Source organism: Paenarthrobacter sp. NPDC057981 (genome assembly GCF_042886835.1).
Classification (GTDB): Bacteria; Actinomycetota; Actinomycetes; order Actinomycetales; family Micrococcaceae; genus Arthrobacter.
The window spans coordinates 19,400-33,455 of the sequence record NZ_JBHVQI010000023.1 but is presented as its reverse complement, the minus strand read 5'-3'; the positions used below and the strand labels follow the sequence as shown (position 1 = coordinate 33,455).

Genomic DNA, 14,056 nt, shown 5'->3' with positions numbered 1-14,056 from the left:
GTCCGCAGCCGGGTCCGGTCCCGCAAGAGGAACGTCGATCCGCAAAGGACCCTGGGTTCCATAACTGAAGATCTTGGTTTGACCCTGGCTGGGGAGCGGCAAGCAGGGACTGCGCGCAGGCGCAGCACCGTCATTGCAATTGGCGTACCACCCCAGGAGTTCTCATGGCCGGTCCTTCAGCAACCCCATCCCAGCGGGCCCTCAAAGGGTTGCTTTTCCCTTTGGTCTTGGCCATGGTGGCGGCAATGCTGCCGCTGACCGCGCCGGCTGCTGTGGCGGCGGGTCCCTGTGACCCAGTAGTAAACGCCGTCGCTTGTGAGAACTCAAAACCAGGCAGCCCGCCATCGGAGTGGGACATCCTTGGCGCCGGTGATGACACCATCCAGGGCTTCTCCACCGAGATCAGCGTCAACGCCGGGCAGCCCATCCGCTTCAAGATCGACACCAAAGCACCCAGCTACACCATCGCGATCTACCGCACTGGCTGGTACGGCGGCAATGGCGCCAGGAAGATCGCCGACGTCACTCCTTCAGTCCTTCGACAAACCCAACCTGCTTGCCGCAGCGACGTTACTACCGAGCTGTACGACTGCGGCACATGGGCGGTCTCGGCAACCTGGCAGGTTCCCGCCACCGCTGTTTCGGGAGTGTATATCGCCCTGCTGACGCGACCGGACACGGGCGGGCAGAGCCACATCACCTTCATCGTCCGCAATGACGGCAACCGCTCGTCAGTGGTTTTCCAAACGGCGGATCAGACCTGGCAGGCCTACAACACCTATGGGGGCGCCGACTTCTATCAGGGCTCAGTCAACGGGCGGGCCTACAAGGTCAGCTACAACCGCCCGGTGAATACCCGTGGAGGCATCGGGGGCAGGGACTTCTACTTCGCCAATGAATACCCCATGGTGAGGTTCCTGGAACAGAACGGCTATGACGTCAGCTACATCAGTGGGCTGGACGCCGATCGAAGCGGTGCTGAGTTGCTGAACCACAAGGTGTTTCTTTCAGTCGGACACGACGAGTACTGGTCCGGCCCGCAGAGGGCCAACGTTACTGCGGCCCGTGACGCGGGCGTCAACCTCCAATTCCTCTCGGGCAACGAGATGTACTGGCGTACGCGGTTCGAGCCCTCCTCCGTGGACGGCGCCGCGGGCCGCACTTTGACCTGCTACAAAGAGACCTGGAGCAACGGAAAGATCGACCCCACCAGCCAATGGACCGGCACGTGGAGGGACCCGCGCTACGCCTCCCAGGCCAATGGCGGAGGCCTGCCTGAAAACGGTCTGACGGGCACGGCGTATATGTCCAACTACACTGACCTGCCCGTGACGGTTTCCGCCGCCGAAGGTAAGTCGAGGCTGTGGCGGAATACCTCCTTGGCTTCCCTGCCGGCGGGCTCCACAGCGGCACTGGCACCGCACACAGTGGGCTACGAATCCGACGAGGACCTCGATAACGGTTTCCGGCCAGCAGGCCTGATCCAGCTTTCCACAACAGTGGGCAGTGTCAGTGAGTACCTTCAGGATTACGGGAACACCGTCAAACCCGGGACTACCACCCACCATGTCACCCTGTACCGGGCGGCAAGCGGCGCTTTGGTCTTCTCCGCGGGCAGCGTCCAGTGGACGTGGGGTCTGGACCAAGAACACGACGGCGACGGAGCTGCGGCCGATGCACGCATGCGGCAGGCCCAGATCAACCTGTTCGCCGACATGGGCGTACAGCCGGCAACCTTGGCATCAGGCCTTGTTGCTGCGAGCGCGAGCTCGGACCTGACCGGCCCCACCGTAACCATTAACGCTCCGGCAAACGCCGCAACCATTGCCCACGGGACCAGCGTTACTGTTACCGGAACAGCGACGGACAGCGGCGGCGTAGTGGCCGGCGTCGAAGTTTCCACCGACGGCGGCACCACCTGGCATCCGGCCCAGGGCAAGGGCACCTGGACCTACAGCTACATCCAGAAGGGCTTGGACACCGCCACGATTCAGGTACGGGCTGTGGACGACAGTGCCAATATCGGAGCGGTGGCCACCAGGAACCTGACCCTCACTGGCCCGTACAGCGTCTTCGGTCAAACGGTGCCTGCAACAATTGACTCCGGAGACGGCGGCGCCTACGAGATGGGCCTGCGATTCACTCCCTCAGTGGATGGCTTCATCACCGGCATCCGCTTCTACAAGAGCACGGCGAACACCGGTACCCACATCGGGTCCCTGTGGAGCTCGACTGGTACCCGCCTGGCAACCGCAACCTTCGCCAACGAAACCGCCTCGGGTTGGCAAAGCGTGCTCTTCAGCCAGCCGGTAGCAGTTACCGCAGGGCAGAAGTACACGGTCTCCTACTGGGCGCCCAAGGGGCATTACGCTACGAAGGACTACCAATGGGCGAGTTTTGGATTCAATGACCCACCACTGAAGGTTGTCGGTGGTTTCGGAGCCGAACCCGCGGGTGTCTACAACACCTCCCAAGGCTTCCCGACCACGAGTTTCAATGGCGGAAACTACTTTGTCGATGCCCTCTTCAGCACCGTAGACACCTCCCCCCTGACTGTTAATGGGCAGTCTCCCATCCCGTCGTCGTCGTCCGTGGCTGTGACCACGAAGGTGAGCGCCTCGTTCTCCAAGCCCGTGACTGCGGCCAGCGTCCAACTTTCCCTTAAGTCTTCAGCTGGACCTGTAGCGGGAACTACGAGCTATGACGCAACCACCCGGAAGGCCACGTTCACACCGACCTCCCAGTTGGCCTACAGCACCGTTTACACGGCAACGTTGGCAGGCACCGACAGTACCGGAGGCCAGGTCACCTCCGGCGGTACGTGGACGTTCACTACTGCGGCCACGGCGTCCGTCCCGGGTTCGTGCCCGTGCAGCCTCTATGACGACACCGTGACACCGGGCATCGCGGAAATCCAGGATGGAGTGCCGCTGACTTTGGGCGTCCGCTTCACCAGTGTCTCCGCCGGGCAGGTCACCGGTGTCCGCTTCTACAAGTCGGCCGGAAATACGGGGACACACACCGGCGCCCTTTACACCGCAGGCGGCCAGCAGCTGGCGACGGTAACCTTCGCCAACGAGAGCAGCTCCGGGTGGCAGACGGCGATGTTCAGCCAACCGGTCCAAATGGCAGCCAATACTGAGTACATTGCGAGCTACAAGTCGCTTACAGGGGCGTACTCGGCAACCACCAACGGGTTTGGATCAGGCATGAGCGTAGGGCCGCTGCGGACAGTTTCCGACGCGGGAGCCTACTCCTACAGTGGAGACTTCCCTGCCTCCCGGTCCACCGCCAGCTACCTCGTGGACGTAGTGGTGGTGATCTCTGCGCCTCCGTTCACCGTCGGCGGCCAGTCCCCCGTTCCGAACGCATCGAGCGTCCCGGTCAACACCACCGTCAGTGCGGTTCTTTCGGAAGCAGCAGTTGCCTCGAGCGTCGGGCTGTCCCTGAAGACCGCGGCCGGCGCTGCGGTTGCCGGAACCACCACGTATGACACAACCACCCGCAAGGTCACCTTCACTCCCGCAGCTGCCCTGGCGACGGCTACCTCGTACACAGCCACAGTGACTGCGACGGCGTCGTCCGGACAACCGATGTCCTCCGGCGGTACGTGGCAATTCACCACGGTCCAGCCTGCTGGCACGCCCGGGACATGCCCCTGCACGCTGTACGACGACTCGGTGACTCCAACCACTCAGGAAGTCAATGATGGCGTGCCGTTGACCTTGGGCGTCAGGTTCACCAGCGACACTGCCGGGCAAGTGACGGGCGTGCGCTTCTACAAGTCGGTCGGCAATACAGGCACCCACACCGGGTACCTGTACACGGTGGGCGGCCAAGTCCTGGCGACAGTGACTTTCTCCAACGAATCCAGCACCGGGTGGCAAACGGCTACGTTCAGCCAGCCGGTGAACATCCAAGCTGACACAGAGTACATAGCCGCCTACAAGACCACCACCGGTAAGTACTCCTACACTGCTGGAGGCTTCGGCGATGGCTTTACCCGGGGACCCTTGAAGACCCAACCCGATTCCGGGGCTTACTCCTACAGCAGCGACTTCCCCAACACGGCCTCGACGGCCAGCTACCTGGTGGATCTGGTCTTCACCGTGGCGGTCCCACCGCTGACCGTCACCGCGCAGGTGCCCGCTCCGGGAGCCACGGCCATTCCCACCGACGTAAAGCCCTCGATCACGTTCTCTACTGCCATCAATCCGGGCGCAACTTTCACGTTGACTGCGAACGGCTCGTCGGTGGCAGGAACGGCGGCATTGTCAGCTGACGCGCGCACCATCACGTTCACTCCGGCTGCGGCCCTGCCTGCCAGCACCCAGATAACGGTCAACGTTTCGGCCGTGGCAACTCCTCAGGGGCAAACCCTGCCCCCGACCACCTGGCAATTCACCACGGCAGCGGCAGCTGTCCAGCAATCGACCATCTTCGGCTCGCTGGTTCCGCAGGTTGCTTCCAACTCCGATTCGCTGTCAGTCGAGCTGGGGACTGCCTTCACCGTATCCCAAACAGGCAATGTGACTGGAATCCGCTTCTACAAAGGAACCGGAAACACCGGTACGCACGTAGGTTCGCTCTGGAATTCCGCTGGCACCCGGCTGGCGCAGGTTACATTTACCAATGAAACGAGTACAGGCTGGCAAACGGCCACCCTCGGCGCACCCGTGGCGTTATCCGTCGGCCAAACCTACGTGGTTTCCTACCGGGCACCGAATGGCCACTACTCCTCCACACCAGGGTTCTTCAACCAGACGTGGACCAGTGGAGTCTTCACGGCCTCGGGACCAAACAACGGGCGCTACCGGTACGGCTCAGGCGGCGTGATGCCGACAAGCTCCTGGAACGCCACGAACTACTTCGTGGACGTGGTGTACTCCACCACCGCCCCAGCCCAGGCGGCTGCTGCTACCCCGTCAGCCACCGCCACTCCGACAGCGACGGCAACGCCAACCGCAACTGCTGCAGCAACCGCTGCCCCAACAGCCACTGCGACACCGAGTCCATCTCCCAGCCCGACGCAGTCAGGCGGACTCGTGTGCGGGCTGTTGCGGATCTGCTGACGTCCCGGCTACCGGCAGCCACTGCTCACCGAACGACACTGGGCGACCAAGCATGGGCAATGAACATGCTTGGCTGCGCGCCGGGCTCAGTTCCCAGCTTCCAAATATTGCTGTCGCCATCGGTGGTCTCGTCCGGCAGCCCGTACAAAAGGTTCTGTTCATCGAGCCATTCGATCTGATCGTCGACACTGCGCTTTTCGGCGAGGACACTCTCGCGTCCCGTAGCGAGGTCAAGAACCGCGACGTTCCAGTGCGCCGCCAGCGCACCGCCGTCGTTCTTCTTGTACGCGATCCTGGTGCCGTCCGGTGAGATGGAAGGGCATTCCACGTTGTCATGGACAGCCGTCAACGTCTTCGCGGACAAGCTCCCCCGCACCAACCAGATGCGTCCGGAGGCGGCCGCTGTAGCGTAGAAGGCGTCGGGCTGGCCCGGTACAAAGGTCACGCCCCATATGTTCCGGTCGGTGGCCTGGAGCCGCTCCCCGTTGACAAGCAGGGCGAAGTCCTCGAGGTTGCCTGACGACGTGCCCCCGGGGATAGTGATTTCCGTGGCGGTGGAAAATCCCGCCGTCGCATAAGAGTGGCCTGTAACGAACACGGTGGTGGCGATCCTGGAACCATCGGGAGTTACCCTGGTCCTGCTGGGTATCCCGGGCAGCGGCCAGGCCCTTTGCTGCTCCCAGGTGCTGTTGAAAAGCCTGGCTTCAAAGGAAGTGACCAGCCCCCTGTTGGTGCGCAGGCACACCACGCTCTCCATGGAGCCATACACGCGATCGCACTCCTGGTCGCTGACGGCCCGGGTGCCGTCAGGGGCTGACAATGAGACCGTTGCGGCATGTCCGTATCCCTGTCCGGTTGCCGTGTTCCGGAATAAGACGAACGGAGTCCGTGGAAGCTGACCGCCCTCCGAGGTCCCCACGGAGGAGGCCGCAGTCCGGCTTTCTTCAAAGCGCTGGTAGGCGCCCACCGCATAAATTCCAGCAGCCACCAGAACCACTATCGTGACCACCAGGAGGGCGCCCCACCGCACCTTTCGTTCGGCGGCCTGATCCTTCATACGGCGTCGTCCACATCGACAGGGGCTGCGCTGCGGGCACCTCGAAGGATGAAGAACACCGCCACAATTACACAGGCCAGCAGCACCCCTGCCACTACCATCGCTGTGGAGGCACCCACCGCGTACCACAACACGCCGAAGCCGGCGGAGGCGGCCATCCGGCTCAAGGCAACCACGGTTTGCGCGGAAGCGATCCCCGTGGCGAGCTTTCCGGACGGCGTCAGCTGGCTGGCCAAGGCGGCAAGAACCCCATCAGTGCCGGCGTAGAAAGCTCCCAGCAGGACCAGGCAGAGCATTGTTGACCACAGCCCCCCGAAAGGTCCCGCTGCCAGGAAGTAGGTGGCCAGCAAGGCACCATGCCCCGCCACGAAAACCGGGATCTTGCCTACCTTGTCCGCCAACCTTCCCAGCGGGATGGCCAAAGCGAGGAACACCACATTGGTCCCGACGAACAGCAGCGGAAACCACTGGACGGCGAACGAGTCCCTGTCCTGCAACACCAAATAGATGAATCCGTCGCCAATGGTCACCAGGCCCAGAAGCCCCGCGGCGATGAGCAACCTGCCCAAGCCCGGTTCCCTCAGATGGCTCCAGGAGAAGGCGAAAAGCCGGCGACCCTCCCGTACCGCCGCCCCCTTGAGTGCCCGTGCCTGGACATCGGGGACTACCAAGGCGAGGACTGCGACACCGATCACCGCAAAGGCCAGAGACACGACGAACACCGTGCTGAAGCCGTTGGGAATCAGCAACAGCACAACGAAGGCGATCAACGGCCCCGCTGCCGCACCAATGTTGTCGAGCATCCTGTGTACGCCAAAGGACCTGGCCAGATGTTGCGGTTGCGCCGAAGTGGAAATGAGCGCATCCCGGGGCGCTGTCCGGATACCCTTGCCGATGCGGTCACCGGTCACAATGGCGGCAATGGCCCAAAAGCCTCCCGCGAAGAGGAAACCGATCCTGGCAACCATGGACAGGCCGTAACCGGCCAGAGCAATCCGCTTGGGGTGTCCGCTGCGGTCCGATGCCCAACCGGCAGCGATCCGGACGATGGCACTGGCACCTTGGTTGATGCCATCAATGAAGCCGAACGCAATGGTCGACAGGCCCAGGAAACCCGTCACGTACAAGGGCAGGATCGCCGACACCGATTCCGAGGAGACATCAGTGACCATGCTGACAATGCCGAGCCACAGGATGACCGGAGACAAGCGGAACGGCACCTCGGTTGATAGTGCCGTTCCTGTCCCCTGCGGCTTGTTCCGTTTACCGCCGCTGCGGTCCGAAAGGGAAATGTACATGGGTACCTCAGTCCGCGCTCGTGTGCAGGCTGCCCAACAGCTGGAAGCGCGAGCTGCCCGTTCCCGTGGTCGATACCGAAACCGTTACAGTGTCAGCGCCCCGCACGAACCGGGCGGCCATGGCACCCTCGCCGGCGGGTGCATCCTCGGTCCAGAATCCATGGGAGACCAAGGAGTCTCGGAAGGATCCCAGAACTTCTGCCCGGGGCTTGTCAACGATGCCGTCGGCGGCAACCTGGAGGATGTTTCCTGAGGTCGACATCGAGGTCGAACCAATGGTTGTGCCGGCAGGCAGGGTCAGGACTCCTGCGGGCCATCCGTCCACCACTTCGCCGGACGCCGTACCGGGCTCCGGCAAGGCTCCGGTGATCAGTGGAGCGGGAGGCGTCGGCTCGGGCAATCCTGTAGGGGTTGCGGTGACTGGCGGCAGGACTTCCAATGCCTGGCCGCCCGAGGGGGACGCACCGGCGTCGCCACCGCCTTCGGCGCTTCCGCCCGATGAACCGCCCGACGGCGAACTTCCGGAGGTGGGTGCCTCGGCGCCTTGGGAGGTGGTGCCGGCTGGAGCGCTGGACCCGGATCCCGGACCGGGGCTTGAAGTCGGCGATGACGTACTTTGCGCCACAGGTCCTGGCTTCGCAGCCAACTGGTCAAAGAGAAGTGCGACGGCGGCGATCAGCACAGCCAGGCATACGCCCGCGATGACCAGCCGTCGCGCCATCATGGCGTTCCCGCAAGAACTTTGTGCCGCGCCAAGCGTTTCATGGGGACAGTCTGCCACCCGCACCGGGATTCCGGAACAGTTTTGGCGCTACCAGCGGCCATTCCTCGGGCGCGGCTGGCACACGGGGCAGGTGTAGGAGGAGCGGTTCATGAATTGCTCCCGTTTGATGATGCTTGGGAGGCCATTTCCCGCACATCGCGCGCAGTATTCACCGACCCGCCCGTAGGCGTTGAGGGAACGCGCAAAGTATCCGGAATCGCCGTTGACGTTGACATACAGCGAATCGAAGCTGGTGCCCCCGGCAGCCAAAGCCGCCTCCATGACGTCCTTAACTGCCGTGATGAGCCGCTCAGCATCCGCCCGGCGCAAGGTATCAGTGGCCCGCGCATAGTGCAGTTTTGCCTGCCATAGTGCTTCGTCGGCATAGATGTTGCCGATGCCGGAGATCACGCCCTGGTCAAGGAGGGCCCGTTTGAGGCCTGTTTTCCGCTTTTTGATCTTGCGGTAGAAGTCGTCAAGGGAGAAATGCGGGTCCAACGGGTCCCGGGCGATGTGCGAAGCTTCTTCAGCTATTTCCGGCAACGGTGTCTCGCCGAGGCCGCCTGGTCCGCCGTCTGGAGTGGGCACGAGCGAAGTGACAAAGAGCCCGCCGAAAATCCGCTGGTCCACGAACCGCAGTTGCTCCGGCATGCCGTCCGCCGGGCTCAACGTGATCCTGACCTTGAGGTGCTTTTCATCCGGCACCTCCGGGTCCTGCATCAGCAGTTGCCCGCTCATTCCCAGGTGTGCCATCAACGCCACCTTCGGCAACGCTTCACCGGTTATCGTGGGCGCGCTGTCCTGGAAGCCGTTCATGGACAGTGGCATCCAAAGGAATTTGCCGCGCCGGACGACGTCGAGGACAGTAGCCTGTTCGAGGTTTCCTACGAAGTCTTCGGTGCCCAAGGCGTGGCGCCGGATGGAACGCGGGTCAAGTACTTGGACATCCTTTATGGTCCGGCCGCGAACCCACTTGGCCAGTCCGCGACGGACCACTTCTACTTCGGGAAGCTCTGGCATGGAGGCTCAGGCGGAGGCGGGACCTGCGGGAGCAGAGTCCAGCGCAGTCAGGGCCCGCCAGGCATCCGCAGCCGCTTCCTGTTCGGCTTCCTTTTTGGAGTGTCCTGAACCGCGTCCGTAAGGTGTTCCGCCAATGTTCAGGACAGCTTCGAAGGTCCGCGCATGGTCAGGTCCGGAGCCTTCCACCGCGTAGTGGATGGCGCCCAGCTGCCGGCTGGCGGTGAGTTCCTGGATGCTTGTCTTCCAGTCGGTTCCGGCTCCCAGGGCGCCTGCGTCCTTCAGGAGCGGCCCCACCAGGCGCATCACCAGCTGGCGCGCCGTTTCGATGTCGTTGGACAGATACGTCGCACCGATCAGCGCCTCCATGGTGTCAGCCAGGATGGAGGCCTTGTTCTTGCCATCGGTGAGCTTTTCGCCCTGTCCGAGGTAGATGAATTCGCCGATGCCTATCTCCCGGCCGATTCCGGCCAGGGCGCGCGTACTGACGACGGCGGAGCGCCGCTTGGCGAGCTCGCCTTCGGGCAGTTCGGGGTTCTCACGGTAGAGGGAATCGGTCACGGAGAAACCCAGGATGGAGTCGCCGAGGAACTCGAGGCGCTCGTTGGTGGGGATCCCGCCGTTCTCATACGCGTATGAGCGATGTGTGAGAGCAAGACGAAGCGTCTCGGTGTCAATCCAGACACCGAGACGCTTCAGAAGCTCTTCAGTTGAAGACATCCTTTGTCAGCCTCTACGGCAGATTAGGCGTCTGCGACCTTGCGGCCCTTGTATTCAAGGAACAGCGCGGTGCCGGCAGAGTCGGTAACGACCTTTGCCTGGTGCGGCAGGCTGTAGGTAACCTGACCGTTTTCGATGGTCTTGACCAGGTTGGGGGCAGTTGCCTTCCACTGGGCACGGCGGGCGCGTGTATTTGCGCGAGACATTTTCCGCTTGGGAACAGCCACGGCTATCTCATTTCTCTCTTAGACGAACACTTACTAATCGGTTTGCCGGTCAGTCTTAGCCAGATCAGCTAGGGCAGCCCAGCGAGGGTCAATGACCTCGTGGTGGTGCCCCGGCTCGTCTTCCAGACGCACTCCACATTCGGAGCACAGGCCCTGGCAGTCTTCCCGGCACACCGGCTGGAACGGCAGCATAGTGACAACTGCGTCCCGCAACACCGGCTCAAGATCGATCAGATCGTACTCGACTCGACGTTGCTCTTCATCGTCTTCTTCAGCGGAAAGCTCAGCGCCTTCGTAGAAGAAAAGTTCTTGCACATTGACCTCAAGGTCATACGCAAGGGGATCCAGGCATCGACCGCATTCGCCGGTTACTTCGACGACCGCGGATCCGGATACCAGAATTCCTTCGTGTACGGCCTCAAGACGAAGATCGAGCTCGATATCCGAGCCTTCCTTTACGCCAATGAGCGCCACACCAAGGTCACTTGGTGCAGGTACATGCTCGTTGAGTGTCCGCATGGTCCCCGGACTGCGTCCAAGGTCCTTGACTACCAGCGCCAAGGGCGAACTTGCATCTCGCTTAATGAGAACTCCTGTAGAACATATGACCGACGTACCATCTTAGCCTGATCACGCGTGAGGACTCAAACCGGCACCAGGCGCGCAGAGGTGCTCGCTGATTTCGGAATGGGAGAACTCTGCTTGAGGGCGCAGGTACCCCACAAGCTTACCCTTTGCGAGGCGGTTCGCTGGGCGACTCGCCTGCGAGGAGCCTCTTCAACACCGACTTGGGCACGAAGTCGGAGATGTCGCCCCCGAGGACGTTGACTTCCTTGATCAGGGTTGATGACAGGTGCACATAATGTGCTTCGGCGGGCAGAAAGACCGTTTCGACGCCGGTCAACTGTCGGTTCATGGTGGCCATCGGCAACTCGTAGTCGAAATCCGAGGAGGAGCGCAGGCCCTTGACGATTGCCGAAATGCCCCTGCGTCGGCAGTACTCGGCCAGCAAGCCTTCTCCCATGGGCTCAACGATGATGCCACGCAGGGAAGCCAGCGTCTCGCGCGCCATCTCCATGCGCTCTTCGAGGCCGAACCTGTACTTCTTGGCGTAATTGGTGGACACGGCAACGATGACTTCGTCAAACAGGCCGGCAGCCCGGGCAATGACTTCGAGGTGTCCGTTGTGGATGGGGTCAAAGGATCCAGGGCATACCGCGCGTCTCATGAGACGAACCTACCCCATCGCTTCACCGGGATACCATGGCTCCCATGGCATCAGAAGGCAGCAGCATCCCTTTCTCCGGAACAACCACCGGGGCTCCGGCCCCCTGGAAACGCGCCGCGGTTGGAGCCAATCTGTTGTCACCCGACGGTGGCCTGGGCGTCACCATCTTCGAGGAAATGACAACGTTGGCCATGTCCACCGGGGCCATCAACCTGGGCCAGGGATTTCCCGACGAGGACGGCCCTGCCGAAATCAAAGCCGCTGCACAGGCCGCCATCGCCGACGGCGCCAACCAATACGCACCCGGTAAAGGTGTTGCCGCGTTGCGGGAAGCTGTGTCCGTTCATCAGCAACGCTTCTACGGGCTCGATCCCGATCCCGAAACTGAAGTCCTGGTCACCACAGGGGCAACCGAGGCCATCGCTGCTGCGCTGCTGGCCTTCGTCCAACCCGGCGACGAAGTCCTGACCTTCGAGCCTTTCTACGATTCTTATGGGGCCATCATCGGGATGGCCGGAGCCAAGCATGTCACTGCTCCCCTGCTGGCACCGGACTTCCTACCCGAGCTCGCTTCGTTGGAAGCGTCCTTCAGCAGCAGGACGAAAATCGTCCTCCTCAACAACCCCCACAACCCCACTGGAGCAGTCTTTCCGGAGAGTGTGCTCACCAGGATCGTGGAGCTGGCCGCCAAATACGGCGCTATCATCGTCAGTGACGAAGTGTATGAACACCTCACCTTCGGAGTGGCCCACCTCCCGGTGACTTCCCTCCCCGGTGCCGCTGAACGGACCATCACCATCTCCTCAGCCGGTAAGACCTTCTCGTTCACCGGCTGGAAGATCGGCTGGCTCACCGGACCGGCGCACCTGGTGTCCGCAGTCCGCACGGTGAAGCAATTCCTCACCTACAGTTCCGGAACGCCGTTCCAGAGCGCGATCGCTGTCGGGCTGGGGCTTCCTGACGCTTTCTACCAGGGCATTGCCGACACCCTCCAGCAAAAACGCGACGTCCTCGCCGAAGGCCTTCGTACCGCCGGCTTTGGCGTCTACAACCCCAGTGGCACCTACTTCATCAATGTCGACACCGCACCCTTGGGCATCCAGGACTCCGTTGATCTTGCACGGCGCCTGCCCGCCCTGGTTGGCGTGGCTGCAATCCCTGTCCCCGTCTTTTGCCACCCCGAAGGCGCCGAACGCACCAGAAGCCTGCTGCGCTTCGCCTTCTGCAAAAAGATCGACGTCCTAGAAGAAGCGGCCGGGCGGCTTGCCAGCCTCAAGGACCGGCTGTGACGACAAAAGACCGGGGTCACGCCGAACGCTTCCTGAGAACCACCGGCCAGCACGCCACCATCGAACCGGACCAGTTGGTGGAGGGCAGCTTCATCCTGAGCATCGGCGGCGCCGAACAGTCGCACGTGAACCTGGCTGCGCCGGAGGAGATCTTCTACGAGTACCTTCGCAGAATCGGGTCTTTGGTGGATCTGGCCGCCCCTTCCGGACAAGCCATCCGCGCCCTTCATCTGGGCGCAGGAGCGCTCACGCTGGCACGTTACATTCAGGCCACCCGCCCGGGCTCGGAACAGTACGCCGTTGAGCTGGAACGTGAACTTCTGGACTTCGTCCTCCAAAAGCTGCCCTTGCCCGAAGGCACCAGGTTGACCACCCACATTGGCGACGCACGTGCCGCCTTGGCTGAGCTGCCCGCGGAGGTGGAATTCGACGTCGTTATCCTTGACATCTTCTCCGGGCCCGAGGCTCCTGCCCATATCGCATGCCGTGACTTCTACGAAGAAGTCGCCGCACGGCTGACTCCTGACGGCGTCCTGATAGTGAACGTCGGAGACGAGCCTGCGCTGACGCTGGTCCGCAGCCAGGCCTCGGCCCTTCGGGCGGCCATGGAGGACGTTGCTGCCTTTGCGGAAACCGGGATGTTCGCGGGCCGCTATCCGGGCAACATCATTCTGGCCGGCACCCGGAGGCCATGGCCCGCGGAGTGGACAGCTGAGCTGTTGGCCAGGGGGCCGCACCCTTCCACCGTCCTCTACGGTGTGGACCTGGACCGGATTACCGGCTAACTCAGGCAAGTTCGGCGAACCACAACTTGGTCTCGCCGTATTTCTTATCGGCGAAGCATTCCAGGGCGTCAGGCCATGCGGGTTCAGGACTGCGGGAACTGCGCTCCACCACTACGACGGCAGCATCGTCCAGGTGCGGCGCCAATTTTTCGAGTACCGCGCTCAAGGCCTGCTCGTCCAAGGGGTAGGGCGGATCGAGAAAGACCAGATCCCATACCGCAGACTCGCCTGCCCGTTCAAGGTAGGACTCCACTTTGGAGCGGTGGACGGAAACCTTCTTGGTCCCCAGGCTCTGGTTGACCAGGTCCGCATTCCGCTGGCAGACGTCGCTGGCCTTCGCATCGAACTCCACCAGATCCACGCTGCGCGCACCCCGGCTGGCGCTCTCAACGCCCAGCGAACCGGAACCGGCATAAAGGTCAAGGACCCTGGCGTCGTCGATGACCGCCAACGACTCCAGCCTCGAGAACAGCGCTTCCTTGACACGATCAGTTGTGGGCCGTGTCGCAGTCCCGGGAACACTTGCCAGAGGGTTTCCACCAGCAACTCCGGCGATGATCCGGCTCACTGGGCGACTCCCCGTCGACGCTGACTGGGACT

Annotated in this window: 12 protein-coding genes; 3 read left to right on the top strand and 9 right to left on the bottom strand. The window is 62.5% G+C overall.

Translation table 11 applies throughout. From position 1 onward, the window contains the following. The first annotated feature begins 164 nt into the window (after window positions 1-164). On the top strand, window positions 165-5,072 hold the full coding sequence (locus ACFVSI_RS17605; RefSeq protein ID WP_387826411.1) for a DUF4082 domain-containing protein: 4,908 nt from the start codon (window positions 165-167) through the stop codon (window positions 5,070-5,072). A gap of 25 nt (window positions 5,073-5,097) precedes the next feature. Here the strand turns inward: ACFVSI_RS17605 and ACFVSI_RS17600 are convergent, their stop codons facing one another. From ACFVSI_RS17600 to coaD, 8 genes are all read right to left on the bottom strand, one after another. Then, a complete protein-coding gene (locus tag ACFVSI_RS17600; RefSeq protein ID WP_387826408.1) occupies window positions 5,098-6,129 on the bottom strand; it encodes a TolB family protein in 1,032 nt (343 codons plus the stop codon). Then, window positions 6,126-7,427: an MFS transporter gene (locus ACFVSI_RS17595; protein WP_387826405.1), complete on the bottom strand. Its 1,302-nt coding sequence runs from the start codon at window positions 7,425-7,427 to the stop codon at window positions 6,126-6,128. The genes ACFVSI_RS17600 and ACFVSI_RS17595 overlap by 4 nt, the downstream gene beginning before the upstream one ends. 7 nt (window positions 7,428-7,434) lie before the next feature. Further along, complete coding sequence (locus ACFVSI_RS17590) at window positions 7,435-8,151, bottom strand: hypothetical protein (protein ID WP_387826402.1); 717 nt, start codon at window positions 8,149-8,151, stop codon at window positions 7,435-7,437. Window positions 8,152-8,238: 87 nt separating this feature from the next. Next, window positions 8,239-9,210 (bottom strand): bifunctional DNA-formamidopyrimidine glycosylase/DNA-(apurinic or apyrimidinic site) lyase, encoded by a 972-nt coding sequence (gene mutM / locus ACFVSI_RS17585; RefSeq protein ID WP_387826399.1) that lies wholly within the window; start codon window positions 9,208-9,210, stop codon window positions 8,239-8,241. A 6-nt stretch (window positions 9,211-9,216) separates the two neighbouring features. After that, window positions 9,217-9,927 carry a ribonuclease III gene (gene rnc, locus ACFVSI_RS17580; protein WP_144659970.1) on the bottom strand — a complete coding sequence of 237 codons (711 nt, stop codon included), beginning with the start codon at window positions 9,925-9,927 and terminating at the stop codon, window positions 9,217-9,219. Window positions 9,928-9,950: 23 nt separating this feature from the next. Further along, window positions 9,951-10,154, bottom strand: coding sequence for a 50S ribosomal protein L32 (gene rpmF / locus ACFVSI_RS17575; RefSeq protein WP_011775139.1), 204 nt, complete (start codon window positions 10,152-10,154; stop codon window positions 9,951-9,953). Between the two features lie 33 nt (window positions 10,155-10,187). After that, on the bottom strand, window positions 10,188-10,715 hold the full coding sequence (locus ACFVSI_RS17570) for a DUF177 domain-containing protein (protein ID WP_262275266.1): 528 nt from the start codon (window positions 10,713-10,715) through the stop codon (window positions 10,188-10,190). 166 nt (window positions 10,716-10,881) lie between these two features. Beyond that, window positions 10,882-11,382: a pantetheine-phosphate adenylyltransferase gene (coaD, locus tag ACFVSI_RS17565; protein WP_144659968.1), complete on the bottom strand. Its 501-nt coding sequence runs from the start codon at window positions 11,380-11,382 to the stop codon at window positions 10,882-10,884. 35 nt (window positions 11,383-11,417) lie between these two features. Here coaD and ACFVSI_RS17560 point away from each other — a divergent pair, with 35 nt between their 5' ends. Together ACFVSI_RS17560 and ACFVSI_RS17555 are read left to right on the top strand one after the other, a co-directional pair. Then, on the top strand, window positions 11,418-12,671 hold the full coding sequence (locus ACFVSI_RS17560; protein ID WP_387826393.1) for an aminotransferase class I/II-fold pyridoxal phosphate-dependent enzyme: 1,254 nt from the start codon (window positions 11,418-11,420) through the stop codon (window positions 12,669-12,671). Then, on the top strand, window positions 12,668-13,456 hold the full coding sequence (locus ACFVSI_RS17555; protein ID WP_387826390.1) for a spermidine synthase: 789 nt from the start codon (window positions 12,668-12,670) through the stop codon (window positions 13,454-13,456). The genes ACFVSI_RS17560 and ACFVSI_RS17555 overlap by 4 nt, the downstream gene beginning before the upstream one ends. Window position 13,457: 1 nt before the next feature. Here ACFVSI_RS17555 and rsmD read toward each other — a convergent pair whose 3' ends face one another. Further along, window positions 13,458-14,024, bottom strand: a complete 567-nt coding sequence (gene rsmD / locus ACFVSI_RS17550) for a 16S rRNA (guanine(966)-N(2))-methyltransferase RsmD (RefSeq protein WP_387826387.1) — start codon at window positions 14,022-14,024, stop codon at window positions 13,458-13,460. Between the last annotated feature and the right edge of the window lie 32 nt (window positions 14,025-14,056).

Bases quoted from the DNA above. Each gene is read 5' to 3' on its own strand.
- ACFVSI_RS17590 (WP_387826402.1), bottom strand. From the start codon at position 8,151: ATGATGGCGCGACGGCTGGTCATCGCGGGCGTATGCCTGGCTGTGCTG.
- rnc (WP_144659970.1), bottom strand. From the start codon at position 9,927: ATGTCTTCAACTGAAGAGCTTCTGAAGCGTCTCGGTGTCTGGATTGAC.
- ACFVSI_RS17595 (WP_387826405.1), bottom strand. From the start codon at position 7,427: ATGTACATTTCCCTTTCGGACCGCAGCGGCGGTAAACGGAACAAGCCG.
- mutM (WP_387826399.1), bottom strand. From the start codon at position 9,210: ATGCCAGAGCTTCCCGAAGTAGAAGTGGTCCGTCGCGGACTGGCCAAG.
- ACFVSI_RS17600 (WP_387826408.1), bottom strand. From the start codon at position 6,129: ATGAAGGATCAGGCCGCCGAACGAAAGGTGCGGTGGGGCGCCCTCCTG.
- ACFVSI_RS17560 (WP_387826393.1), top strand. From the start codon at position 11,418: ATGGCTCCCATGGCATCAGAAGGCAGCAGCATCCCTTTCTCCGGAACA.
- coaD (WP_144659968.1), bottom strand. From the start codon at position 11,382: ATGAGACGCGCGGTATGCCCTGGATCCTTTGACCCCATCCACAACGGA.
- ACFVSI_RS17605 (WP_387826411.1), top strand. From the start codon at position 165: ATGGCCGGTCCTTCAGCAACCCCATCCCAGCGGGCCCTCAAAGGGTTG.